The 23384-nt window shown below is 64.2% G+C and carries 24 protein-coding genes and 1 tRNA gene; 15 read left to right on the plus strand and 10 right to left on the minus strand.

What is annotated here, in order from left to right; all coding sequences use genetic code 11:
* Together ACIQ3B_RS13035 and ACIQ3B_RS13040 are read right to left on the minus strand one after the other, a co-directional pair.
* Positions 1 to 285, minus strand: a 285-nt coding sequence (locus tag ACIQ3B_RS13035) for a DUF1826 domain-containing protein (protein ID WP_397403231.1), incomplete at its 3' end; no start/stop codon positions are given.
* A gap of 79 nt (positions 286 to 364) precedes the next feature.
* Positions 365 to 2443, minus strand: a complete 2079-nt coding sequence (locus ACIQ3B_RS13040; protein WP_397403233.1) for a S46 family peptidase — start codon at positions 2441 to 2443, stop codon at positions 365 to 367.
* Between the two features lie 184 nt (positions 2444 to 2627).
* Here ACIQ3B_RS13040 and ACIQ3B_RS13045 point away from each other — a divergent pair, with 184 nt between their 5' ends.
* Both ACIQ3B_RS13045 and ACIQ3B_RS13050 read left to right on the plus strand, forming a co-directional pair.
* The gene (locus ACIQ3B_RS13045) at positions 2628 to 4109 is read left to right on the plus strand and encodes a hypothetical protein (RefSeq protein WP_397403235.1); all 1482 of its coding nucleotides are present in this window, start codon (positions 2628 to 2630) and stop codon (positions 4107 to 4109) included.
* On the plus strand, positions 4001 to 4516 hold the full coding sequence (locus tag ACIQ3B_RS13050; protein WP_397403237.1) for a TonB-dependent receptor domain-containing protein: 516 nt from the start codon (positions 4001 to 4003) through the stop codon (positions 4514 to 4516). The genes ACIQ3B_RS13045 and ACIQ3B_RS13050 overlap by 109 nt, the downstream gene beginning before the upstream one ends.
* Before the next feature lie 28 nt (positions 4517 to 4544).
* Here ACIQ3B_RS13050 and ACIQ3B_RS13055 read toward each other — a convergent pair whose 3' ends face one another.
* Positions 4545 to 5246, minus strand: coding sequence for a class I SAM-dependent methyltransferase (locus ACIQ3B_RS13055; protein ID WP_397403239.1), 702 nt, complete (start codon positions 5244 to 5246; stop codon positions 4545 to 4547).
* Between the two features lie 273 nt (positions 5247 to 5519).
* Here ACIQ3B_RS13055 and ACIQ3B_RS13060 point away from each other — a divergent pair, with 273 nt between their 5' ends.
* From ACIQ3B_RS13060 to ACIQ3B_RS13085, 6 genes are all read left to right on the plus strand, one after another.
* A complete protein-coding gene (locus ACIQ3B_RS13060) occupies positions 5520 to 6707 on the plus strand; it encodes a dipeptidase (protein ID WP_397403277.1) in 1188 nt (395 codons plus the stop codon).
* Positions 6708 to 6767: 60 nt separating this feature from the next.
* Positions 6768 to 7097 (plus strand): hypothetical protein, encoded by a 330-nt coding sequence (locus ACIQ3B_RS13065; RefSeq protein WP_397403241.1) that lies wholly within the window; start codon positions 6768 to 6770, stop codon positions 7095 to 7097.
* The gene (locus ACIQ3B_RS13070; RefSeq protein ID WP_397403243.1) at positions 7057 to 7707 is read left to right on the plus strand and encodes an ABC transporter ATP-binding protein; all 651 of its coding nucleotides are present in this window, start codon (positions 7057 to 7059) and stop codon (positions 7705 to 7707) included. The genes ACIQ3B_RS13065 and ACIQ3B_RS13070 overlap by 41 nt, the downstream gene beginning before the upstream one ends.
* Complete coding sequence (locus tag ACIQ3B_RS13075) at positions 7704 to 8999, plus strand: ABC transporter permease (RefSeq protein WP_397403245.1); 1296 nt, start codon at positions 7704 to 7706, stop codon at positions 8997 to 8999. Before ACIQ3B_RS13070 ends, ACIQ3B_RS13075 begins: the two co-directional genes overlap by 4 nt.
* A gap of 10 nt (positions 9000 to 9009) precedes the next feature.
* On the plus strand, positions 9010 to 9507 hold the full coding sequence (locus ACIQ3B_RS13080; RefSeq protein WP_397403247.1) for a DUF3299 domain-containing protein: 498 nt from the start codon (positions 9010 to 9012) through the stop codon (positions 9505 to 9507).
* Between the two features lie 348 nt (positions 9508 to 9855).
* Complete coding sequence (locus ACIQ3B_RS13085; RefSeq protein ID WP_397403249.1) at positions 9856 to 10458, plus strand: hypothetical protein; 603 nt, start codon at positions 9856 to 9858, stop codon at positions 10456 to 10458.
* Positions 10459 to 10680: 222 nt separating this feature from the next.
* Here ACIQ3B_RS13085 and ACIQ3B_RS13090 read toward each other — a convergent pair.
* The 3 genes from ACIQ3B_RS13090 to fdxA all read right to left on the minus strand — a co-directional run bounded on the left by ACIQ3B_RS13090 (position 10681) and on the right by fdxA (position 12015).
* Positions 10681 to 10757 (minus strand) — tRNA-Arg (locus ACIQ3B_RS13090).
* Positions 10758 to 10850: 93 nt separating this feature from the next.
* On the minus strand, positions 10851 to 11378 hold the full coding sequence (locus ACIQ3B_RS13095; RefSeq protein WP_397403251.1) for a CarD family transcriptional regulator: 528 nt from the start codon (positions 11376 to 11378) through the stop codon (positions 10851 to 10853).
* A 295-nt stretch (positions 11379 to 11673) separates the two neighbouring features.
* Positions 11674 to 12015, minus strand: coding sequence for a ferredoxin FdxA (gene fdxA / locus ACIQ3B_RS13100; protein ID WP_397403253.1), 342 nt, complete (start codon positions 12013 to 12015; stop codon positions 11674 to 11676).
* Between the two features lie 232 nt (positions 12016 to 12247).
* Here fdxA and ACIQ3B_RS13105 point away from each other — a divergent pair, with 232 nt between their 5' ends.
* From ACIQ3B_RS13105 to ACIQ3B_RS13130, 6 genes are read left to right on the plus strand one after another with little or no spacing between them, the layout of a single operon-like run.
* Positions 12248 to 13558, plus strand: a complete 1311-nt coding sequence (locus tag ACIQ3B_RS13105; RefSeq protein ID WP_397403255.1) for an aconitase/3-isopropylmalate dehydratase large subunit family protein — start codon at positions 12248 to 12250, stop codon at positions 13556 to 13558.
* Positions 13555 to 14061 carry a 3-isopropylmalate dehydratase gene (locus ACIQ3B_RS13110; protein WP_397403257.1) on the plus strand — a complete coding sequence of 169 codons (507 nt, stop codon included), beginning with the start codon at positions 13555 to 13557 and terminating at the stop codon, positions 14059 to 14061. The genes ACIQ3B_RS13105 and ACIQ3B_RS13110 overlap by 4 nt, the downstream gene beginning before the upstream one ends.
* On the plus strand, positions 14058 to 14936 hold the full coding sequence (locus ACIQ3B_RS13115) for an oxaloacetate decarboxylase (protein WP_397403259.1): 879 nt from the start codon (positions 14058 to 14060) through the stop codon (positions 14934 to 14936). Before ACIQ3B_RS13110 ends, ACIQ3B_RS13115 begins: the two co-directional genes overlap by 4 nt.
* A 10-nt stretch (positions 14937 to 14946) precedes the next feature.
* Positions 14947 to 15882, plus strand: coding sequence for a polysaccharide deacetylase family protein (locus ACIQ3B_RS13120; RefSeq protein ID WP_397403261.1), 936 nt, complete (start codon positions 14947 to 14949; stop codon positions 15880 to 15882).
* Entirely contained in the window at positions 15879 to 16793 is a 915-nt protein-coding gene (locus ACIQ3B_RS13125; RefSeq protein ID WP_397403263.1) for a polysaccharide deacetylase family protein, read from the plus strand. The genes ACIQ3B_RS13120 and ACIQ3B_RS13125 overlap by 4 nt, the downstream gene beginning before the upstream one ends.
* Entirely contained in the window at positions 16790 to 17893 is a 1104-nt protein-coding gene (locus ACIQ3B_RS13130; RefSeq protein ID WP_397403265.1) for a nitrilase-related carbon-nitrogen hydrolase, read from the plus strand. The genes ACIQ3B_RS13125 and ACIQ3B_RS13130 overlap by 4 nt, the downstream gene beginning before the upstream one ends.
* A 26-nt stretch (positions 17894 to 17919) precedes the next feature.
* On the opposite strand, the gene ACIQ3B_RS13135 is transcribed toward ACIQ3B_RS13130, so the two are convergent.
* Both ACIQ3B_RS13135 and ACIQ3B_RS13140 read right to left on the minus strand, forming a co-directional pair.
* Complete coding sequence (locus ACIQ3B_RS13135) at positions 17920 to 18498, minus strand: VOC family protein (protein ID WP_397403267.1); 579 nt, start codon at positions 18496 to 18498, stop codon at positions 17920 to 17922.
* Positions 18480 to 19175, minus strand: a complete 696-nt coding sequence (locus ACIQ3B_RS13140) for an isochorismatase family protein (protein WP_397403269.1) — start codon at positions 19173 to 19175, stop codon at positions 18480 to 18482. Before ACIQ3B_RS13140 ends, ACIQ3B_RS13135 begins: the two co-directional genes overlap by 19 nt.
* 183 nt (positions 19176 to 19358) lie before the next feature.
* On the opposite strand from ACIQ3B_RS13140, the gene ACIQ3B_RS13145 reads away from it, so the two are divergent.
* The gene (locus ACIQ3B_RS13145; protein WP_397403271.1) at positions 19359 to 21659 is read left to right on the plus strand and encodes a TonB-dependent receptor; all 2301 of its coding nucleotides are present in this window, start codon (positions 19359 to 19361) and stop codon (positions 21657 to 21659) included.
* Positions 21660 to 21703: 44 nt separating this feature from the next.
* Here the strand turns inward: ACIQ3B_RS13145 and ACIQ3B_RS13150 are convergent, their stop codons facing one another.
* Positions 21704 to 23125 (minus strand): aldehyde dehydrogenase family protein, encoded by a 1422-nt coding sequence (locus ACIQ3B_RS13150; RefSeq protein WP_397403273.1) that lies wholly within the window; start codon positions 23123 to 23125, stop codon positions 21704 to 21706.
* On the minus strand, positions 23122 to 23384 hold a 263-nt coding region (locus tag ACIQ3B_RS13155; RefSeq protein ID WP_397403275.1), incomplete at its 5' end, for a hypothetical protein. The genes ACIQ3B_RS13155 and ACIQ3B_RS13150, both read right to left, overlap by 4 nt.

A 23384-nucleotide genomic window follows, 5' to 3' on the forward strand; every position in this document is an offset into this window, starting at 1 on the left:
ATCGACGAGGGCGCACTGACTTAGCACCAGGAACCGGCTTGCGAGCTCTTCTATGTCCCGGATCAGGAGCTGGCCGGCTGGCGCGAGCGCGGCGGTCGGCGCGACCAGGGCTGATATGGCCTCCCCCAGGGAATCATGTGCGACGAGAACGTTACCTTGCGGAAGATGGTTGAAGGGCAGGGCATCCAGCCAAGTCGTCAACTCGAAAGGTAGCGAGCGCCTCCAGAGCGCAAGCTCCACTCCGGGAAGACGGATATCGTCAAGAACATCCTTGGCGGCGCCCATGCGGATTGGCCACCTGCAAGATGCCGGGTTCGCGCAGGGCGCGGGCAGCCTTGCGGCAGGGCCGGAGTCAGTCATACGATCAGCGGGCCACGCGCTGCGTCGTCGTCAGTTCTCGGACAAGCCCGGTCTGCCCGTAGACCTTTGTGAGCGCTTCTGTAACGGCTGCAGTCGAAACAGCGACGGTGCGATTGATGGCCCCGTCATAGCCATAGTTCCCTCCAAGCGAATGGATATTCCCATCGAACACAGCGCCCAGTACCTCGCCGGCGGCGTTGACAACGGGGGATCCGGAGTTGCCGCCTATGATGTCGTTCGTGGTCACGAAATTGAATACGGTCGAGGGATCGACCTTGCCCTTGGCTGCGGTCCATCTGGCCGGGAGCTGAAACGGCTCCGAGCCGGTCGCTCGGTCATAGAGACCGGCGAATGTCGTAGAGGGAGCGATCGTCTGCCCACGGTATGTCCAGCCAGCGACCTGCCCGTAGGAGAGTCGTAGAGTGAAGGTCGCGTCTGGATAGATTTCGTCGCCATAGACTGCGAACCGGGCACGCGCGATGCGCTCCGCTGCCCGGTCGATGGGACCGGATACCTTGGTCTCCCATGCCGCACGCGCCGCGCGGGCGTCAGGATCCAGACGGAGCGCAAGCTGGATCAGGGGATCCTTCGAGGCCTGGATGGCGGCGACGCCGCCGGTCCAAAGCGCTTTGCGGACCGCCGGATCGGAAAGCTGCGAGTCTCGCACAAGCCGCGCCGCGAGGGCTTCCGGACTCTCCTTGCCGAGGAGCAGCCTGACGGCCGGTTCATCCGCCGTCAGGTATTCCCGGGTCTTCGACAGCCAGAAGGCCAGGTAGAGCTGCTCCAGCGGTGCATCCACGGGCTTGGGGGCCAGCAACTGCTTCTCGACCAGTTTCAGGCGGGCTTCGCCGAATTCCGGGAGCCGGTCGGGCGATGGCTTCTGAATTTCCTGGGCCGCACGGACCAAGGTCCGCGCATAGTCGAAGAGGTTCGAGAGGGAACCCGCCGCCTGCTCGATCTGCCTGTATCGAAGGTAGTTCTCGGCGTAGGCGGTCTGGGCCGCGTCGATCTCCGACCAGGGATCCCCGATCTCGGCCACCAGCGTCGGAGCAGCGGCGACCCTCGCCTTCAATTCGGCTTCGGCCCTCCGTTTGGTGTCGAGGAAGGCGCGATCGTTCAGAGCGAACTGGCGCCCGAAGGCCACCTTGAACGCGTTCTCGATCCCGAACAGCGGATCGGTCGCGATGCGCCTGGCTTCAGGTCCTTCCTCGGAGAAGCGGATCAGTCGACCGCGAAGCTCCGAACGCTGAAGTTGGGCTATCGGCAGCGTCAGGTCACGCTGGGTCTCCAGTTGGCCGACGGTCAGGGTTCGATCCGTGCCGCCGGGATTGCCTGAGACGAAGGTCGCTTCTCCGGCTAGAGGCGCCCGGGGCGCCCATATGAGGTGCTGCGGCGTGGCGACGGGTTTGCCGCCTTCGTATAGGCGCAGGAAGCTCGCATCGAGACTGAAGCGTGGGAAATTGAAATTGTCGGGGTCGCCGCCAAAGAACGCGCTGGCGAGTTCCGGCGCGAAAACAAGGCGAACGTCGCTGTATCGGCGGTACTTGTAGAGCTTGTACTGGCCCCCTCTGTACAGGCTTACGACCTCGCAACGGAGCATCTCGTCCTTGCTGCAGCCGAGCTCCTCCTGCGTGGCGATTGCGGCGTCCCGTGCTCGTGTGAAGGCGTCGCCGGACATGCTTCGGGTCGCATCTCGGATCTTGGCCGTCACGTCCGAGGTCGTGGTGAGGATCTCCGCCTGAAGGCCGGGGCACGCGCGTTCCTCGGCCCTCGAAGCTGTCAGGAAGCCGGATTTCACGTAGTCCTGAGCGGGGCTTGAGAGGTCCTGGGCGCATTCGACCACGCAGTGATGATTGGTCAGCGCCAAGCCGTCTCCAGATACGAGGGAGGCGGAGCATCCGGTCGTCAGCCGGACCGAGGCCGTCTGCAGCCGATTGAGCCAAGCGGTATCCAGCCCAAGCCCATAGGCGGCATTCACTTTCGCAAGCGGAAAGTTGTCAAACGTCCACATGCCTTCGTCCGCGAGGGCCGGTTTGGCGGCGACAAGACCGAGGCAGGCGAGTGGAATGGCAATGGACTTCATGAAGCGCGCAACCTCGGCAGGGATGAACATGTTGATCAATTGATATGATATAACGTAACATTCATAAGTGGAAGTGAGGATCTGGATTGTGCGCAAGAGCGGTCGCTTGGATCGGCGCGGGACGTCGTCGAGGCTGTACGATCACGGGCGACGACTGACGGCTGTTGCGGGGGCGGCGACGATCATGGCGGGACTGGCCGCTGCGACCGGCGCCGTTGCTCAACGGGTGTCAGAGAACGCCGTGACCAGCGCGGAGGATGCGTTTGGCAATAGTGTCGGACGGGAGACCATCGGTCTCTACTCCTCAAGCTCGGTGCGCGGTTTCTCGGCGTTCGCGGCCGGTAACGCCCGCATTGACGGCCTCTTCTTCGATCCCGTCTGGAATCCGAACCCCCGCATACGCCGCTCGACGTCGATCCGTGTCGGCCTTTCGGCCCAGGGTTACCCGTTTCCGGCCCCCACAGGAGTGGTTGACTACGCCCTGAGGCGGCCGGGCGGCGACCGGGCTCTGTCGGCTTACGCAACGGCCGACAGCTATGAGACGGCGGCACTGGAGATCGACGGGGAGACGCCGGTCCATGGGACGCTCAGCCTCGCAGGCGGGTTCAGCCTCAACCACAACGCCTTTTTCAACGGCACCGAAGGTCTCCAACACATCGAGGGTCTCATTGCGAGCTGGCGACCCCGCGCCGAAATCGAGGTCAGGCCGTTCTGGAGTCGCTCCGATATCTATGATGACGAATTCGACCCCACCTATGTGCCCGGGGGGGCCTTTCTGCCCGCCCGCCGCACGCGGCGCGAGTTCGAGGGACCTCAAGAGCCGAAGTATCGGAGCACCGCACACCTCTATGGGATCCTGGCTGATGCCGCGCCGGGCCATAACTGGCGAGTGCGAGCAGGTCTCTTCCGGACGGCGTTTGACGATCAACGCACGGCGACCAATTTGCTGCTGAACTTGCAACCCGATGGGCGGGCGGATCAGATTCTCATTGTTGACCCGCCGTCCAAGCTCGCATCCACCAGCGGCGAGGTGCGGGTGACCCACACGTTCAGCGAAGGCTCCCGCCAGCACGTCCTTCATCTGAATGTCCGCGGCCGTGACCGGCGCGATCGCTATGGCGGGGCCGACGTTCTCGATCTGGGCCCGACGGTGGTCGGTCGCCCGGTGGCGCCGCTGGAAGGACCCTTCGGATTCGGCCCTCAGACACTTGACGGCGTCCGTCAGTGGACCGGCGGCCTGGCTTACGAAGGCAGGTGGCGCGGCAGGGGGGAGATAAGCCTCGGCGTTCAAAAGACCCACTATCGCAAGACGCTCGACCAGCCTGGCCTTCCGCGGGCCATTTCCGAGGCGACCCCATGGCTTTACAGCCTCGCTGGCGCCGCCTACCTCGGGGATAGCCTCGCGATCTACGCAGGCTACACCCGCGGGCTTGAGGAATCGGGCGTTGCGCCGGAGAACGCCGCCAACCGGAACCAGGCGCTGCCGGCGATCCGCACGCGTCAGCGAGATGCCGGCCTGCGCTGGACGGTTCGACCAGGCCTCAAGGTGGTGGGGGGGTGTTCGACGTCCGGAAGCCCTACTTCAATCTCGACGATCAGCAGGTTTTCACCCTGCTGGGAAATGTGGAGCACCGGGGCGTGGAAGCCTCCATCTCCGGGCAGTTGACCCGTCGTCTCGACATCGTGGCTGGCGGTGTCTTCATGCGGCCGCGCGTCACTGGCGAGGGCGTTGTCCTGGGCCGGGTCGGGCCAAAGCCCGTCGGGCAGCCTGCGCGCAACCTGCAACTGAACCTCGACTGGCGACCGCCTGGAGTGGGGCCGCTGTCGCTCGATGCTGGTGTGACTCACATCAGCCAGCGCCCGGCGACCCGGGACAATCGTGTCGAGCTGCCGGCCCGGACGCTGGTTGACCTGGGCGCACGCTACACGTTCAAGACGGACGGGCGGGAAGCCTCACTGCGCTTGCGCGTTACCAACCTCTTCAACGTGCACGGCTGGGACCTCCGCGGCGCCGGCGCATATGACCTCATCGCAGGGCGAGTCGGCAGCATCGCGCTTGCCGTCGACTTCTAGTTGCGGGCGGACGCCAGACCCCGCGCCCTCAGACTGCCTCGGCCCACCAGGCCGCGTACCACAGGCCGCAGAATATGGGGGCGACAGGCCGGAAGCCAGCCTCCTCGAACAGCGTCAAGGTCCGGGACTCAGGGATGACCAGGGCCTTGGGACCGTCGAAGGCCATCTCGCCGATGTGGCGGCCGGGGGCGCTGGCCACTTCCGGGGGCATACCAACATGACCGCCGTGGGCTTCCACGACGGGTGACAGCCGTGCGAACATCGCCCGGTCCGCAGCGCTTACGTCGCCGTGAACATATGGGGCGCCGGGGCGAAGGCGTCGGCGTATGGCGCGCAGGTAGTCCAGCTTGGCCCCATCGTCGGGGAAGAAGTGCATTACCAGCATTGAAGTGGCGGCATCGAACTGAACGCTATCACCCAAGTCATCAACCGTGCCCTTGACCAGGGTCGTCCTTTCAGTGGCGTCCAACAGCGCAATATAGTCGCGCGCGACCGACAACATGTCGCCCGAGGGGTCCACACCAGTCAGACGGTAGGCCTTGCTGGATGGCGCAAGGGCCTCGATTTCGCGCCCGCCGCCGGCGCCGACGATAAGCACCTTGGCGCCTGTTGGCAGGCTCGCGTCCATGACGGCGCGAAGGCAACTGTACATAGCCTCGAGTCCCGGGATCATGGCCTGCAAGCGGCGGTAGTCCGCCACCGCCATTGGTGGTGCAGCGTCATACTCCATGCGGCGGCATCCCGAACTGTGGGTATGTGTTATGTTATATCAAATCGCGCTCGCGGCCAGTTCCCGCCTCCCTGGGCGCCGTGGAATTGGGCGCCGCAGCCCGGCAGTGCCCCGCTCACGGCGAGAATGCGCGTGCTCGGAGATCGGCGCTCGTCACGATCATCCGCGGCGTTGTAGAGTTGCAGGATGAAACCCAGTCTGCTGGCGCCAATGTCGGAATCCCTGAAGCGTGCGATTTTGCGCCTGAGTTTGGGCACAATCATGATGACGGCCATGACACCGGCCGCCGCCGAGCCTCCGGTGTCTTCCCGGGATCGCGTCCTCCACGAGAGACTTCTGGTGCTTGATACGCACCTTGACACTCCGGCGAACCTCGAGCGCAACGGGTGGGATATTATGCAATCCCACGCCCATGAGGGACTGTTTTCACAGGTCGATGTTCCTCGGATGCGCGCTGGCGGACTCGATGGCGGGTTCTGGGTGATTTTCACGCCGCAGGGCCCGCTAACGGCGGCGGGCTTCGCTGCGGCCCGGGACGCGGCGATCCTACGCGCGATGCGCATCCGGGAAATGGTGGCGGGCCACAGTGATACGTTCGAAATGGCTGTCCGCGCCGCCGACGCCGAGCGGATCGTCAGGTCCGGACGCCTGGTGGTGTACCAGAGCATCGAGAACAGCTATCCGCTCGGCGAGGATATCAGTCTGCTGAAGACTTTCTATGATCTGGGCGTGCGCATGGCAGCGCCCGTTCACGGCGCCAACAACCAGTTCGCGGACAGTGCAACGGATCGCGAAAGGCGATGGGGCGGCCTCAGTCCTCTGGGCAGGACCTGGGTGCAGGAAGCCAATCGGCTAGGCATCCTGATCGACGGCTCACATGCCTCCGACGAAACGATCGAGCAGCTGGTCGAGCTTTCGAAAACCCCGATCATTCTCTCCCACCATGGCGCAAAGGCCGTCTTCGATCATCCCCGGAACCTCGATGATGACCGGCTGCGCAAGGTCGCGGCTTCAGGTGGCGTTGTGCAGATCAACTCCATGTACGTCTTTGGCGGGACGAACTATCCCGAGCTGCGCGCGAAGCAGGGCGCGCTGAGATTCCAGCTTTCGCGCTGGAGTCAGCTGAATCCGATGGAGCGCAAGGCGCTGGCCAACGAGATCGCCGCCCTCGACGAAACCTATCCCAACTGGCGCGGATCATTCGACGACTACATGGCCAACATTCTCCACGTGCTGAAGGTCGTCGGTCCTGATCACGTCGGAATGGGCGCAGACTGGGATGGCGGAGGCGGCGTTAGGGGCTTTGACAGCGTAGCGGAGCTTCCAAGGATCACAGCCCGGCTGCGCGCGGCCGGGTATTCAGAGGCGGACCTCGCAAAGATATGGGGCGGCAACGTGCTCCGGCTGCTGGCCCAGGCCGAGGCCTATCAGGACAGCCTGGCATTGCCCTCCCCAAAATGATCCGCTGTTGCGCATGGTATGATATGTTATATCATACCTAATCAAACGGGAGTTTGAACTATGCGCCTGATCCTCGCCGTGACGCTTCTGGCAAGCGTGGTTACCTCAGGTGCTGCCGCCTGTGACTACCATGGCGGGGGCGATGACTACTATGACGGGTATGCTCGCTACGGCTCCCTGAGCATGAATCGAGAAAAATTCTATGCGTTGCAGGCGATACGGGCTGCGGAGCGCGAACAGGCAATGGAAACAGCGCGCCAGAGTTTCCTGGCCCGTTTCGACGTCCGGGCGGACCAGCCAGTAGAGACTGCGTCGCTCAACAAGGAAACCAAGCCCAGACAGGATGCCGATGCTGATCGAAGCGCGCGGGCTTACGCACAGGATCGGTAATCGGACGATCCTGGACCTTGCGTCATTCCAGGTTGTGTCTCGCGAACATGCGCTGCTCCTGGGACCGTCGGGCAGTGGCAAGACGACACTTATAAACATCCTGACTGGCCTGGTGACGCCCACGTCGGGAGACGTGCTGATCGATGGGCGGGCGATGACCGGTGCGACCGCAGCGGCTCGAGACGCGCTTCGTCGCGACAAGATCGGTCTTGTCTTCCAAACCCTGCGGCTCGTGTCGGCCCTGACTGTTCGCGAGAACCTGTCCCTGGCCCAGAACCTTGCCAAGGGACGCAGCGACCGATCGGAGATCGATGCCTTGATCGCGCGCGTGGGTCTCTCCCACCGCGCCGATGCCCGCCCACGCGATCTCAGCCAAGGGGAGGGCCAGCGCGCCGCTATCGCGCGCGCGCTGTGCACGAAACCCGCCTTGCTGGTGGCCGACGAACCCACTTCGGCGCTGGATGATGTCAATGCTCAGGCGATGATCGATCTGCTGCTCGAAAGCGCCGCGGCGAGCGGTTCGACTCTGCTGATCGCCACGCATGACCACCGCATTCGCCCCCGCTTCCCGCGCGCTGTCGAACTCCAGGCGCTGGCGATGGCGACATGACCCTCTCCGGCCTCTCCGTGGCGTATTTGCGCGACCGGGCTCTCAACACCGGGCTCAATGTTTTGCTGTTGACCTTGGCCGTCGCGACGATGGCGATCCTGGTCCTGATTTCAACCCAACTGGGTGAGCGGTTCGAGCGGGACGCGCGCGGAATTGACCTGGTGGTCGGCGCGAAAGGCTCGCCGATGCAGTTGATCCTTTCCAGTGTTTATCATGTGGATGTGCCGACCGGGAACATCCCGATGGATGCGCTGGAAACCTTGCGCCGTGACCCTACGGTCGCCAAAGCCATCCCCTTGGCGCTGGGCGACAGTTTTCGCGGGTTTCGCATCGTCGGAACAGAGACAGCCTACGCGGATCTCTATGGTGGCCGTCTGTCGAGTGGACAGTTCTGGAAGTCTGATGGCGATGTGGTCATTGGTTCAGAAGTCGCACGCAGCACCGGCGCGACGTTGGGCCAGAAATTCCTCGGATCCCATGGGCTCACCGCAGAGGGCGGGGGCGAGCATCAAGCTCATCCGTTCCAGGTGGTCGGCATCCTGAGGCCGACCGGCACGGTGCTCGACAGGCTGGTCCTGACTTCCATCGAGAGTGTCTGGGACGTCCATGGCGTTTCGAGCGCGGCGCATGACGAACCCCACAGCGCGCACGACGGCCAGCACCATGATGACGAGCCGGGCCACGATGCAGCGCACCACGACCACGCCCCGGCGGCCAACGCCAGTGTCCGGAAGCATGAGATCGAACCGGAAGTGACGGCGATCCTGGTGGGCTATCGCTCACCCTTGGCCGCAGTTCGTCTGCCGGCTTTTGTCAATCGACAGACCGAGCTTCAGGCGGCTGTGCCCGCCGTCGAGACGACGCGGCTGCTGTCTCTCTTGGGAGTGGGCCTAGATGCCGCTCGGGCGTTTGCGGCGCTGCTACTACTCAGCGGTGGCCTGTCGATCTTCGTGGCACTTTATACGGCGCTGCGGCAGCGCGAGGCGGATATGGCGATGCTTCGGGTGATGGGAGCCACACCGCAGGCCATCTTTCTCCAGGTCTTCTCCGAGGGCCTGTTGCTCGCCGCCGCTGGCGCGATCTTCGGCTTGGCGCTTGGCCATGGCGTGGTCGCTATCGCGGCGTCCAGTTTCCCGCAACTTCGCGAGGTGGGGCTGACAGCCTTGCGCTTCGAGCCGGCGGAAGCCTGGATCGTTTTGGCGACGCTTGCCTCCGGCGGGATCGCAGCGCTCATTCCAGCCCTTAGGGTCTTTGGCGTCGATATTGCCAGGACCTTGGCCAATGCCCGTTGAGGAGACCCGGATGCTCGACCGTCGCGCCTTCGCCCTTATGACTTTCGGCCTCGTGACGGGCCCAGCCCATGCCGCCCTCCAGCGCCAGGCTCGACCAACTGCACCGACGGAGGCGGTGTGGCAGCCCGCAGACACACCACCTGGCGGTGTGGCCTGGTCGCTGCTGGAGTCCACCAAGGAAATTACCCGCACGGATGCGAAGGGCTTTGTCCGCTCGAAGCCGGTCTTCCCGCCCGGCGTGAAGGCGCTCGATGGCAAGGTGGTGAAGGTGGCGGGCTACATGATGCCATTGCAGAATGGAACGCTGCAGAAGCACTTCGTCCTGCTGGCCTACCCGCCGGACTGTCCCTTCCATCTCAACCCGACCCCAATGCAGTTCATTGAGGTCAAGTCTGCAGCCGGCTTGGGGTTCGACTATCGCGTAAAGGTCATCCAGGGAACGCTGCAACTCGCCGGCCAGGACGAAGGCGGCATCTTCTATCGAATCTGGGACGCAAGACCGGCGTAGCGTTCGCCTGCGAAGTGTCATTCACGATGCAGACGGATCGCTCACCTGGACTGCGCCATAGCGCACGACGCTTCACGGAATGCGCCTTAGGCGAGGATGACAGGCGTCAGGAATGACTTGGTCGTGACTCATAGCCGATGTTGGGAAGGTCTCCCTTTTAGCGCGCATTGATCCTCCCTCGTTTCAGTGGACACCCATGCTAGCTTTTCGGAGCTGGAGAGGAGTGTCAGATGAGTACGCAACGTCGGGTTTTCCCGGAGTCTTTCAAAGGCGAGGCGGTGGACCGGGTGGCCGCCAGCGGCCTGTCGGCGGGCGCGGTTGCCCGCGAGCTGGGTCTAGGCGCCCGCCGTGGAAACCTTTCTCGTCGAGACCCTGCGGCGCCTGAGCCGCCGGGCCGATCTCGAAGCGTCCGACATCCCGCGGCTCGTCACGCGGGTCGAACTTCGGAACGATGAAACCCACCTTGTCCTCAACCTGGCCACGCTTTTCCCCGGCGAACATCCGGCGCTGTTGCTGACCAAGATCCGTCAGCGCCTCGGAGAAGGTGAGCAGGCGGTGACGGAGCAGGGCGTGGCGGCCGGTCTTCGGCTGGTCCTGCCGCAGCGGCTCAAACTTCGCGGCGGCCGCACCGTCATCTCCGGGGCGGCTGACGAACCCCGCGGCCGGATCAACCCCGGCATCGTCCAGGTCCTGAAGCGCGCGCACGCCGAACTCCTGGAATTGAAGGCCTCATCTCTCACCCGACCGGCAGACATGACCGAGGCTGTCGCGCCCGCCACCCAACATGACCGCCAGGTCTGCAAGCTGGCGTTCCTGGCCCCGGAACTGCAGCGAGAGATCCTCACTGGAATACAGCCGCCCGGCCTCACGCTCCGGCGGATGCTGAAGTCCCAAATGCCGCTCGCCTGGGCCGACCAGAAGGCCTGGATGGAGACGATTTCGCGGACCTGATCCTTCGCCTGTTCTTCCCTGTTCGGTCGAACTAAATTCCCTGTTAGCAGGGAAACCGTCACGCTTTCTGATGTGCGGAGACAGGGCCCCGAATAGGCCCGAAACAGGCCGGGTTTGGCGCCCCGGAGACGGGCGCGAACGACGGATTCAGCTCGACAAGGCCCGGAACGGCGGGCCTTTCCGGCGCGACTGCCCGTGAAGAGACGGATAACAGGGACTGGGTGGCGGCCTCGGAGGGACTCGAACCCCCGACCTTGGCTTTAGGAAAGCCCTGCTCTATCCGGCTGAGCTACGAGGCCACGCGGAGCGGTTGGTAGCGCATTGTGGCGCTGCCGCCCAAATGAAAACGCCCGGCGGTGAGGCCGGGCGTCATCATCGGTGAATTTGCCTGACTACGCAGCCGCTGCGGCGGCGGGGGCAGGCGACTTGACCAGGGACTTGTTCAGCATGGCGACGGCTGCATCGCGATCGATGCGCTCGATGGCGGCGACTTCACGGGCCATGCGGTCAAGGGCGCTCTCGTACAGCTGGCGCTCGGAGTAGGACTGTTCCGGCTGGTTCTCGGCGCGATGCAGGTCGCGAACGACCTCGGCGATGGAGATCAGGTCGCCGGAATTGATCTTGGCCTCATATTCCTGGGCGCGGCGTGACCACATGGTGCGCTTCACGCGGGCGCGGCCCTTCAGGGTGGTCAGCGCCTTGGAGACTACGCCGGTTTCGGCCAGCGAGCGCAGGCCGGCCGTCTTGGCCTTGGCGGTCGGAACGCGGAGGGTCATTTTCTCGTGGTCGAAGGTGATGACATAGACTTCCAGCGTGATGCCGGCGACTTCCTGCACCTCAACGCCCTGCACCTGACCCACGCCGTGGGCCGGATAGACGACGTGATCGCCAACCGAGAATTCGTGACCGCTCTTGCTCATTCGAGATACCTCATAAAATGCGTCCGCGTACCCGCGGCGCTAAGCTGTCCCGCCTCTGGCTCAACGACAAAACCCTCCCTTCCGCAGAAGAACTGCGGCGGCGGCGTCACTGTGTCCGGAAGCTGACCTGTTAAGACACCCTTCGCCTGTTCCGGTAAAATCGCCCGGACGGCTGTTCTTGATTTGACTGACCGACGTGAACGACGTCATCGCGTCGTGTCGGTCCAGACCCTAGCACAAAAACAAGCGGAAAGAAAGGCTTGGCCCCGGGGAAGGGCTTCCGGCGGCGCAGCGATCAGGAGCCGCGCCCGGGCTTCTCGGAGAAGTACTTCTCAAATTTACCCACTTCGCGCTCGAAGACTTCGGCGTCGGCGGGCGGTTCGCCCTTAACCGTTATGTTCGGCCAGATTTTCGCGTAGTCGGTGTTGATCCGTAGCCACTTGCCGTCGGGATCGTCCTCGGTGTCGGGCTTGATGGCGTCGACCGGGCACTCCGGTTCGCAGACGCCGCAGTCGATGCATTCCTCGGGGCTGATCGCCAGGAAGTTCTCGCCCTCGTAGAAGCAGTCGACCGGGCAAACCTCCACGCAGTCCATGAACTTACATTTTATGCAGGCGTCGGTGACAATGTAGGTCATGGGGAAAGGTCGGACTCCGCCCTCGCAAGAGGCGCGGGTTTTTCGCGGCGCAGCCAGCTCTTGTCAATGCCGCGCCGACTGCGGGCAGCCGCAGGATTTCTGGTGACGCAGATAGGTCCGGGCTTCCCGCTCGTGATCGACCCGGGTGCGCCGCGCCGATTGGTCCTTGCGTTGAGTGTCGGGCTAAATGATATAAGATTATATCTTTTGAGGAAGGTCATAGCGGGAGCCGATGGACCGTTCTTCCCCCATCGCGGCGATGACGCTTGTAGAAAAGGTGATCGCCCGGGCGGCTGGCCGGGAGGCGGTTCGACCCGGCGAGATCCTGACGGCGCAGATCGATTTCGCCTTTGCCCATGACAGTTCAGGTCCCCGGCGCTGGCGGCCCTATCTTGAGAACCTAGGGGTAGGCCTCTGGGACGCTTCCAAGGTCGCCCTGGTCTCGGACCACTATGTGCCCGCAGTGGACGCTGAGTCGGCGGCGATCCTGAGCGATGTCCGTGCTTTTGCCCGCCAGTACGGTGTCGGCGCATTCTTCGACATGGTGGGCATCTGTCATCTGGTCTTGCCCGAACACGGGCTGATCCGTCCCGGACACTTCATCGCCGGCGGGGACTCCCACACGCCGATGGCCGGCGCGTTCGGGGCCTATGCGGCGGGCTATGGCGCCACCGACATGGCTGCCATCGTCGCCACCGGTGAGACCTGGCTCAGCGTGCCGGAGACGGTGCGGGTCGACTGGTCCGGAGCGTTCCAGCCTGGCGTTGTCGCCAAGGACATCATGCTCTTCCTCTGTCGCGAGCTTGGCCTCGACAACGCATTCGCCGCGATCGAGTACGCCGGCTCGACGGTGGCGGCGATGTCAATGCCGGAGCGAATGGTGCTGGCCAACATGGCGGCTGAGCTGGGTTTCGAGACCGGCATCGTGGCGCCGGATCAGGTGACCTTTGACTACCTCGCCGCGCGACATGCGCCGGTCGAGGACGAAGCTGCGGCCCTGGCGCTACGATCAGATACTGACTGCGCCTATCGCGCGGTTCACCGGTTCGATGCGGCAACCCTGGCGCCCCAGATCGCCCGCCCGCACGCGCCGGACAATGTCGCCTCGGCCGATGAACTGGGTGAGATCACCATCGATCAGGCCTATATCGGCGCCTGTGTCGGCGCCAAGCTGGGCGACCTCAGGATGGCCGCCGAGGTTCTTCAGGGCCGAAAGGTCGCGCCGGGCGTGCGCCTGCTGATCGCGCCGGCGTCCTCGGCCACGACCGAACAAGCTGCCCGTGAGGGCATCCTGGCCGCGCTGCTGGAAGCCGGCGCCGTGCTGCTGCCCTCGGGCTGCGGGGCGTGCGCGGGCATGGGCGCCGGACTGCTTGCGGCGGGCGAGGTCTGCATCTCGTCGACCAATCGGAACTTTCGCGGGCGCATGGGCCACAAGGACGCGGAGGTCTATCTGGGATCACCCTATTCGGTGGCCGCCGCCGCCGTGGCCGGGCGGATCGTGGATCCCCGGGTGCTGCTCGCCGATCGGAAGATCGCCGCATGACGCAATCGGCGACTACCGGCCGCGCTTTTGTGTTCGGCGACAACATCGACACCGATGTGCTGGCCCCCGGCTCGCTGATGAAGCTGTCTCCCGAGGCGCTGGCGACCCATTGTCTGGAAGCCGTCGACCCGGATTTCGCCCGCACGGTCCGACCGGGAGACCTGCTGGTGGCAGGCGCGAATTTTGGCCTGGGATCGTCCCGCGAACAGGCGGCTGTTTCGCTGAAAATCCTCGGTGTCCGGGCGGTCCTGGCCACCTCGTTCGCCCGGATATTCTGGCGCAACGCCATCAACCTGGGTCTGCCTGCCTTGGTCTTTCCCCAGGCCGGTGAAGTCCGGGCCCAGGACCTGTTGTCGCTTAACATCCAGGACGGCTGTCTCGAAAATCTCGACCAGAACCGGAGCTACGCAATTCAACCGTTACCCAGCCATTTGCTGACGATGATCGCGGACGGAGGCCTGATTCCCCACCTCAAGCGTCGTCTCCAGGGGAGCGACGCATGAGCCGGGCGTTTCTGCAAAGGTTGCAAGCCGGTCCCGCGGTGCTGGCGCCGGGCGCCTACGATGCGCTGTCGGCCCTCCTGATCGAACAGGCGGGCTTCGAGGCGGTCTATATCTCCGGCGCTTCGGTGGCCTACACCCAGCTTGGCCGGCCCGACATTGGACTGGTGAGCTTTGATCATCTTGCCGATGTGGTCGCCCGAATCCGCGAGCGGGTCGCCCTGCCGATCATCGTCGACGCCGACACCGGCTTCGGCAACGCCCTGAACGTTCAGCGCACTGTGCGGGTGCTGGAGCGGTTCGGCGCCACTGCGATCCAGATCGAGGATCAGGACTTCCCTAAACGCTGCGGGCATCTGGCCGGCAAGAAGCTGATTCCTGCCGAGGAGATGGTCGGCAAGATCCGCGCGGCCTGTGATGCGCGCAACGAGGCCTCGATCATCGCCCGCACCGACGCGATAGCCGTTGAAGGCTTCGAGGCCGCCCTCGAGCGTGCTTCCGCTTATGTGGAAGCCGGCGCCGACATCGTCTTCGTCGAGGCGCCGCGCTCTGTCGAGGAGATGCGCCGTGTCGTCGAGGTGCTGGGCGTCCGGGCGCCGCTGGTCGCCAATATGGTGGAGGGCGGCGTGACACCGATCCTGAGCCTGAACGAACTCGACGATCTGGGTTTCCGACTGGCGATCTCGCCCGGCGCCATGGTGCGGGCGATCATTCCCCAGATGGAGTCGTTTCTGGCTAGCCTGATAGCCCACGGCGCCACGAAGCCGTTTGCCGACAGAATGACCGATCTGGCCGGGGTCAACCAGCGGATCGGGCTGGATGAGATGGTGGCGCTTGGCGCCGCCTATGATCCGAAATCCCGTCGGGCGGCGGAGTAGGGCGGCAGTCATGGTCGCGGACCCCAACCTTTACGACGACTGGCCGTATCGGGACCGCCCGAAGATCGTGTGGCCGGGCGGCAAGACGCTCGCCTTCTGGGTTGCGCCCAACATCGAGTTCTACGAGTTCGATCCGCCGAAGAATCCGTCGCGACCAGGCTGGCCCAAACCCTCACCGGACGTGGTGGGCTATTCCCAGCGCGACTGGGGCAACCGCGTCGGCCATTGGCGGCTGATGGAGTTGATGGACAAGTACGACGTCCGATGCTCGATCTCGCTGTCCATCGGCTTGATCGACCACCATCCGGAGATCATCGAGGCCTGCGTCGCGCGGAACTGGGAGTTCTTCAGCCACGGCATCTACAATACCCGCTATTCCTACGGGATGAGCGAGGCGCAGGAGCGTGCGGTGCTCGAAGACTGCATCGCGACGGTCCAGCGCGCTACCGGCCAGCGGATCCGGGGCTATCTGGCGCCGGCCCTGACCCATACCGAGCGCACTCTGGATCTGATCGCGGAGTATGATTTCTGGTACACTTGCGACCTTTTCCAGGATGACCAGCCCCAGCCGGTGAAGACCAGGACCGGCAAGCTGATGTCGATGCCCTATTCGCTGGAGGTGAATGACGTCATCACCTATGGCGCGCTGTCCATGACGCCAGGGCGCTATGCGGATGTTCTCAAGCGCCACTTCGACCAGTTGCTGGAGGAGGGCGCCGAGAGCGGCACGGTCATGTGTATCCCGTTGCACGCCTACCTGGTCAGCCAGCCACACCGAATCGCCGCGTTCGAGGAAGCTTTGGCCTATATCACCGGCCATTCCGACGTCTGGGTGACCACGGCCGCCGAGATCGCGGGATACTACCGGGAGAATTGCTGGGACCGTACGGTGGCCGACATCGCCCGGCGTGGCCTGGCCACAGGCGGGACCGGATTTGCGCCATGAGCCTGCCCGACGACTACATGACCTACCCGTACCGGTCCTACGGAATGGACCAGGACCGATACGCCTGGCGACCGGTCGACGAGCGCCCGAAGATCGCCTGGCCGTGCGGCCGGCCGCTGGCGGCGATGATCGTCGTCCCTATTGAGCACCACACGCTGGAACCCTCCGGCAAGCCCTTCAAGTCGCCGGGCGCCATGCAGACGCCGTATCCGGATCTACGCCACTACACCACACGCGACTACGGCAACCGGGTGGGCGTGTACCGGATTCTGAAAGCCCTCAAAGCCGCCGGTGTGCGCGCGACGTTTCCGGTGAACGCGGGGCAGCTGGATCGTCTGAAGCCGCTCGTCGAGGTGATCCTGGCCGAGGGTCACGAGATTGCGGCTTACGGCCTGGCTGCGGATCACATCCACTGGAGCGGCCTGGAGCCGGGTGTCGAGGCCGCCTGGATCGACGAGGTTCGCCAGCGTTTCGACGCTGCAGGTCTGAGGCCGCGCGCCTGGCTTAGCCCGGCGCGGCAACAGTCGTTCTCGACCCTGGATCTGATCGCGGCGAAGGGTTTTGACATCTGTCTCGATTGGGAGATCGACGAGGTTCCGGCCGCGCTCCGGACGGACTCCGGGCCCGTGACGGCCCTGCCGCTTTCCAATGAGCTCGATGATCGAAGCCTGATGATCGACCGGCGCCAGACCGAGGCCGAGTGGGCCAATCAGGTGCTGGAAGCCGCGAGGTACCTCGGCGCGGACGTCGACCGGTTCGGCGCCCGCATGCTGGGCTTCACCCTGACTCCCTATGTGTCGGGGCAACCGTTCCGCATGGCGGCCTTGCGCCGGATGTTGGCCGGATTGACGGCTGGTGTCGTCTGGGTGGCCACCGCCTCGCAGATCGCCGACGCGGCGGCGCTGTCGTGAGCCTGCCCAGACGCGCGGTGCTTGCCATGGGATTGGCGGCGGCGGCTGCGCCCGCGACAGCCGCAAACGCCGATCCGCCCTATCTGGCGATTGCGCTGCAGCTGACCTGTGATGCGGTGAACGCAGACGCCACGCCCGAGGCGGCGCGCGAACGGATCGGCCGCTCTATCACGCGTGTCGGCGCGCAGGTCCGGGCATCAATTGGCTTCCTCAGGGGCTTCACCGGCGTCGAGCCCAGGCTGGTGGTGTTGCCTGAGTATGCCTTCACCGGCTTTCCGTCAAGCGAGAGCCGCGCCCTCTGGCAGGCCAAGGCGGCGTTTGATCCGGGCGGTCGGGAATACGAGCAGCTGGCGTCTGTGGCTCAGGCGACGAAGGTCTATCTGGCCGTCAACGCCTACGCGACCGACAAGGCCTTTCCGGATCTATACTTCCAGGCGACCACCATCTTCTCCCCTTCGGGCGAGACCATGTTGCACTATCGCCGGATGATCTCTCTCTTCGCGCCCTCGCCATTTGATGTCTGGGCGCGGTTCCTGGATGTGTACGGCTACGACGCGGCCTTTCCCGTGGCCCGCACCGAGATCGGCACTTTGGCGGCGATCGCTTCGGAAGAGATCCTGTACCCGGAGATCGCCCGAATGACGGCGATGAAGGGCGCGGAGGTCTATGTTCATCCGACCTCGGAAGTCGGGTCGCCGGACCTGACGCCCAAGGAAATCGCCCGCCGCGCCAGGTCCATCGAGAACATGGCTTATCTGGTCAGCGCCAACAGCGCCGGCATCACCGGCACACCGATTCCGGCGGCGTCCACGGACGGCATGTCCAAGGTCATCGACTTTGGCGGTAAGGTGATGGCGGTGGCAGGCGGAGGCGAGACGCTGGTCGCCAATGCAGTAATCGACCTGGCTGCGCTTCGGTCAGCGCGCCGCCGCGCAGGCATGTCCAATCTGACGTCGCGCCAGCCGTGGAGCGCCTATGCCCCGGCCTATGACAAGGCCGAGGGCGTGAAACCGGGCGTTGCGCCTCTGGATCGGGCTGACGCCACCCGGCGACAGACCGAAACCATCCGCCGCCTCATCGAGGTCGGGGTGATCCGTTAGCATGCTTCAGGGCGACGCTCTGCCGCTCAGCGCGTCATCGGCAGGCCGTCGAGAACCTCGTTCAACTCGATGTAGTGGCCATCCGGGTCGTAGAACGCCGAGAACAGCACGTTGATCACGCCCTTACCGTCGTAGGATGGATAGCTGGTCGGGTGGGGCGCTTCATCGACCTTCACGCCCATGGCCTTGGCCTTGTCGAACTTCTCCTGCAGGCCCTTGGTATTGAACACCAGAACGATGTCGCCCGGCGACAGGTCGCCGGCCCTGGCAGGCCGGGGCGTCCGCACGGGCTTGGTATATTGCATGAGCCCGATCTGGCCGATGTAGTCGTCGTTGGCGCGAAGGAACACGAGGTGCAGCGAACGCTCGGCGCTGGCGTCGTCCTTGGCCGAACGCGGCGTGCGGATGACGTTGTCATAGGTCACCTTCAGGCCCAGCGCATCGCGATAGAACTTCAGCGACGCCTCCATGTCCTTCACCACCAGGGTGGTTCGGCGCAGGTCCAGCGGCAGGCGTTCGGCCTCCGTCACCGGTTTGGCCATGGCCGGAACCGCTACCAGCAACGCCACCAGGACGCCCAGCAGAGCTAGCGTTTTTCGAGCCATTCGATCACCTCCGAAACCGACACAACGTCGGCGTACTTGAGCTGCAGGTCTGTCAGGTTGGCGTAGTGATAGCTCTCGTGCTTGTCGGCCACGCACTCCTCGGCAACGATGGTGCGATAGCCGTGGCTGAGCGAATCCACGGCGGTGGCGCGCACACATCCCGAGGTCGATCCGCCGGTCACAAGAACCGTATCGACCTTGTGCCACACCAGATAGCTGGCCAGCGGGGTCTCGAAAAAGGCGCTGGGCATCCGCTTGGTATAGATCAGGTCACGCGCTTCATCGATCTCGCAGCGGGGGTCGAACGCGTGGCGGTCGCTGCCGTCCTTGATGTTCTGCAGGCTGTCTGGCGTGTCGGTTCGCGTACCCCAGACGCCGGCGTCGCCAGCATCGGCTTTATAGGCCACATGGCTCCAGATCACCGGCATCGCCTTCGCCCGTGCCAGGGCCGAGACCCTGTTTACATGGATGATCTGGTCAGGGTCGGTGACGTAGGCGGTCTTCGGGAACAGGTCGGGGCGTGTGTAGGCCTGCTGGAAATCGACGTTCACAATCGCCAGCTTCTGGCCGAACCCGAATCGCGCCCGCGCCGGATTGGCCTTCACGGCTTCATAGATCTCACGCGCGGTCTGGCCTGAAAGCACCATTGTCGGCTCAAAAGGCGGAAGTCTGGTCACGGTGAGATGGTCTCCTAAGGGGCGCCTCGGATCGATTGTGACCCTTATGCATCAATTGTGCGTCTCGATGTCGTGCGGCTCGGCAAAGGATTTGTTCGGACCTTTGAATGGTATAAACGTATACCATTCGCTCATGAAGCCATACCCAAATTGGCGGCGGAGCACTCTCAGGGGAACACCGGCATGAAACTTCGTCGTATCCTGTTGATGACCGTGTCAGCAGCCTCCATCGCTGCGCCCGCCATGGCCCAGGTCGCGCCAGCCGCAGTCGAGGAGGTCATCGTCACCGCGCAGCGTCGTTCGGAAAATCTCCAGAGCGTGCCCGTGACAGTGTCGGCGTTCACGTCGAACCAGCTGGAACAACGTCAGATTGCCTCGACGGTCGATCTGGTCCGCACCATTCCCAACCTGGTCGGTCACAACAACACGGGTACAGGTTCGGCCAACACCTACTTCCTGCGCGGCCTGGGTTCGACCGAGCAGATCGCCACTCTGGATCCCGCAGTCTCCACCTACGTCGACGACGTGATCATCCCGCGTCAGAACGTCAACAACTACGCCCTCTTTGATGTCGAGCGGATCGAAGTGCTGCGCGGCCCTCAGGGCACCACGTTCGGCCGCAACTCCACTGGCGGCGCCATCAATGTCATCACCCGCAAGCCCGGAACCGAGTTCGGCGGCTTCGTCTCGGGCGCGTTTGGCTCGTTCGACAAGCGCCAGGTGCGCGGTTCGGTCGATGCGCCGATCTCCGACAAGATCCTGACCAAGTTCTCGGCCTTCTATGACAAGGACGACGGCTGGCTGAAGAACATCACCAACGGCGAGCGATTCAACGGCGCCAAGAACCTCGGACTCCGCGCAGCCGTACGCTATCTGCCCACCGAAGACGTGATGTGGGATGTATCGCTGGAACACCTGACGTCAGATGGCCTCTATCTCCGGTCGATCCTGGCTCAACCTCGAAACACCCGATCCCAGGTTGCTCAGGCCGGCGAAACCGAGAGCGTGCTGCTGGACGCCCTGGCCAACCGCGGCCAGCGCAACAAGACCCGCTCGACCTCTATCTCTTCCAACCTCGAATGGAAGATGGGTGAGCTGACGGTGAACGCCATCACCGGCGCGCGTACCGTCGACCAGGAATTCGTGATCGATTTCTCCCTGCCGACGGCTGCGGCCAATCCGCTGCCTTTCGTCCTGACGAATGACGGTCAGTACAATGTCTTCACCCAGGAGTTCAAAGTCAGCGGCGAGAGCGGCGCCCTGCGCTATGTGGGCGGTATCTTCTTCTTCCGCGAGGAGAACACGACCCTAACCAGCCAGATTCTGCCGATCCCGGGCGTCAATCCGATCAGCTGCAGCCGCGGTTTCGCGGGTGATGGCCAGTTCAGCTGCAACGGCGCGCCCGGCTATTCCAGCTCACGGCACATCGACAACGACACCACCAGCTGGGCCGCCTACGGCCAGGTGGATTACCAGTTCACCGACCAGTTCTCGCTGCAGGCCGGCGCCCGATACACCATTGAAGAAAAGACCGTCGACCTCAAGTCGACGCCCCAGGGCGGCATGACCACGGCCAATCTGAAGGCGGCCGGTATCGACACCAAGCTCGATACAAACATCCTCACTCCGCGGGTGGCGCTGAACTTCAAGCCGAACGACGACACCCTGATCTACGTGAGCGCCACGCGGGGCTTCAAGGCCGGCGGCTGGAACTCGCGCACCGCCTACCGTCCCCAGGAGTTCCAGCCGATGAAGCCGGAAACCACCTGGTCCTATGAGGCGGGCCTCAAGACCGAGCTGTTCGAGCGCCGCCTGCGCCTGAACGCCACGGCCTTCTACGCCGAGACCAATAACCTGCAGCTCTCCTACACGACACCTGGCCCGACGCCTGGTTCGACCCTGTCGACACAGGACAACGCCGGTGACATCGAGGTGAAGGGCGTCGAGCTGGAAGTGGTCGCCCGGCCAATCACCAATCTGGAATTGTTCGGCACCGCCGGCTTCCAGGAAGGCAAGTACACCCGGGTCAATCCGCGGGCGAACTCGTTCTGTCCGGCCGGCACGGTGAACCTGAGCCTGCCATCGGGCTGCACGGCGGGAACCTTCATCAACGCTATCGACGCTTCTGACGAACTCTCGCGCTTCCCGAAGCGCACCGTGGCCCTGGGCGGTGTCTGGACCATCCCGATCGAGGGTCTGGGCGGATCGTTCAAGATCTCGGGCGAAGCCAACTACAACGGCGGCTACTGGACGACAGCGTCCAACTCGGCGCCTTCGACACGCACGCCGACCGCGCTGAATAGCTACTCGGGCAAATATACCCTGCTGAACGGCTCCATCAGCTTTGTGACCGATGATCAACTCTGGAAGGCCACGCTGGACTGCAAGAACTGCTCGGACAAGACCTACATCACATCGGTCTTCAACGGCGCCTTCTATGGCGAACCGCGCAAGTATACCTTCAGCATTCAGCGGAAGTTCTAGGCTCGGGCGTGCGAGGCGGTGGTTACCGCCTCGCCCCGTTCCTGTCAGCCGCCCTCTCGAAAGGCCGAGAGCGGCAGCGGGTGTCCGGTGTTGGCGATCAGCGCTTGCCGCCGGAAGAAGCGTGCCAGTCCGTCGGCGCCCATGCGCGAGGGCCCAATCCCGGAGGCCTTGAAGCTCTGTTTTGCCGCCTCGTAGAAAACCGCAGTGAGTGCGGCATCGTTCAGGCTGATGGCGCCGGCGTCCAGCCGACGTCCCACCGCTTCGGCCTGTTCCAGTGTCCTGGCGAACACCGCCGCTGACAAGCCATAGTCCCCGAAGTTTGCCAGCGCCACGCCTTCGTCCACGGTATCGAAGGCCATTACGGGCAGGACCGGGCCGAAGGTTTCCTCGCGCATCACCGCCATCTGGTGTGTGACATTCACCAGCACTGTGGGCCGCAACCAAAGTCCGCCGCCGTGGTGCTCGATCTCGCCGCCGGTGAGAACACGTGCGCCCTGCAACCGCGCATCTTCGATCTGGGCTGCGAGAATTTCGGCCTGGCGGGCGAAGATGATGGGTCCGACTTCGCCGGCGTTGATATCCGGCCAGTTCAGCTCGACCGCCGCAGCCTTTTCCGACAGCCGCGCCACGAATGCGGCGTAGAGCGGCCGTTGCACATATATCCGTTCGATGGATTGGCAGGCCTGACCGGTGGACAGCACCGAGCCGCGCAGCGCAGCGTCCGTCGCGGCCTCCAGATCGGCGTCGGCCAGAACAATCAGCGGGTCTTTTCCGCCCAGTTCCAGGAAAGCCGGAATCAGCCGACCGGCCGCCTGCGACGCCACCTTTCGGCCGGTGACCACCGACCCGGTGAAACAGATGCAATCGGCCTGATCGATCAACGCCTGGCCGGTCTCTCCGTCGCCTGACAATACCTGCAGGATATCGCCCAGCCCGGGTGTAGCCGCGATGGCTTCCCGCAAGGGCTCTGTGAACCGTGGGGTCACTTCCGAGGGTTTGACGATTACGGCGCATCCGGCGGTCAGGGCCGGGACGGCATCGATCATGCCCAGCAACAGCGGGAAATTCCAGGGACTGACCACGCCAACGAGTTGATAGGGCTTCCAGTTGGGGGCGTGGCGAACAGCCGGCATGGCGCGGCCGTCCGTCCAGCCATCCGGCATCAACGACGGCGCTATGGCGGTCCAGCCAGCGATGGCGCCGATCACGCTGTCGATTTCCTGTTCCGTGATCCGGCGGCGACCGGTATCGGCCTCCAGCGCGGCGTGCAGGGCGCCGCGTCTTGCGGCCATAGCCCGGGCAAACCGCGCCATGATCTCTGCGCGGCCTGCAAAGCCCAGGGCCGCCCAGTCACCCTGCGCCCGGCGCGCGCGCGCCGCCGCGGCCGCGACAACCTCGGGAGCCGTCGCCACGAACCGATAGTCCGGCGCGCCCGTGCGGGGATTGCGCGCAGTCAGTTGTCTCAAAGGCCGAGACCTCCGGGATTGAGTCGACCATCTGGGTCGACCGTTGACTTCAATGCCCGCGCGATAGCCTGGCTGGTGGCGTCGCGACTGGCCATCCACGGATAGGTGCGTCCGACCTGGAAGTGGGCGGCGCCGAAGGTCTCGAAGACCTCAACGACACCGCGACGGGCTTCGGCGACCAGGGCCGTCGCATCCGGATTGGCGTCGTACTTGCGCAACTTCGCCAGCATGGCCGCCTCTACGGTGGCGTCGTGAATCT

It is taken from the genome of Phenylobacterium sp., from assembly GCF_044358365.1.
Lineage (GTDB): Bacteria > Pseudomonadota > Alphaproteobacteria > Caulobacterales > Caulobacteraceae > Phenylobacterium.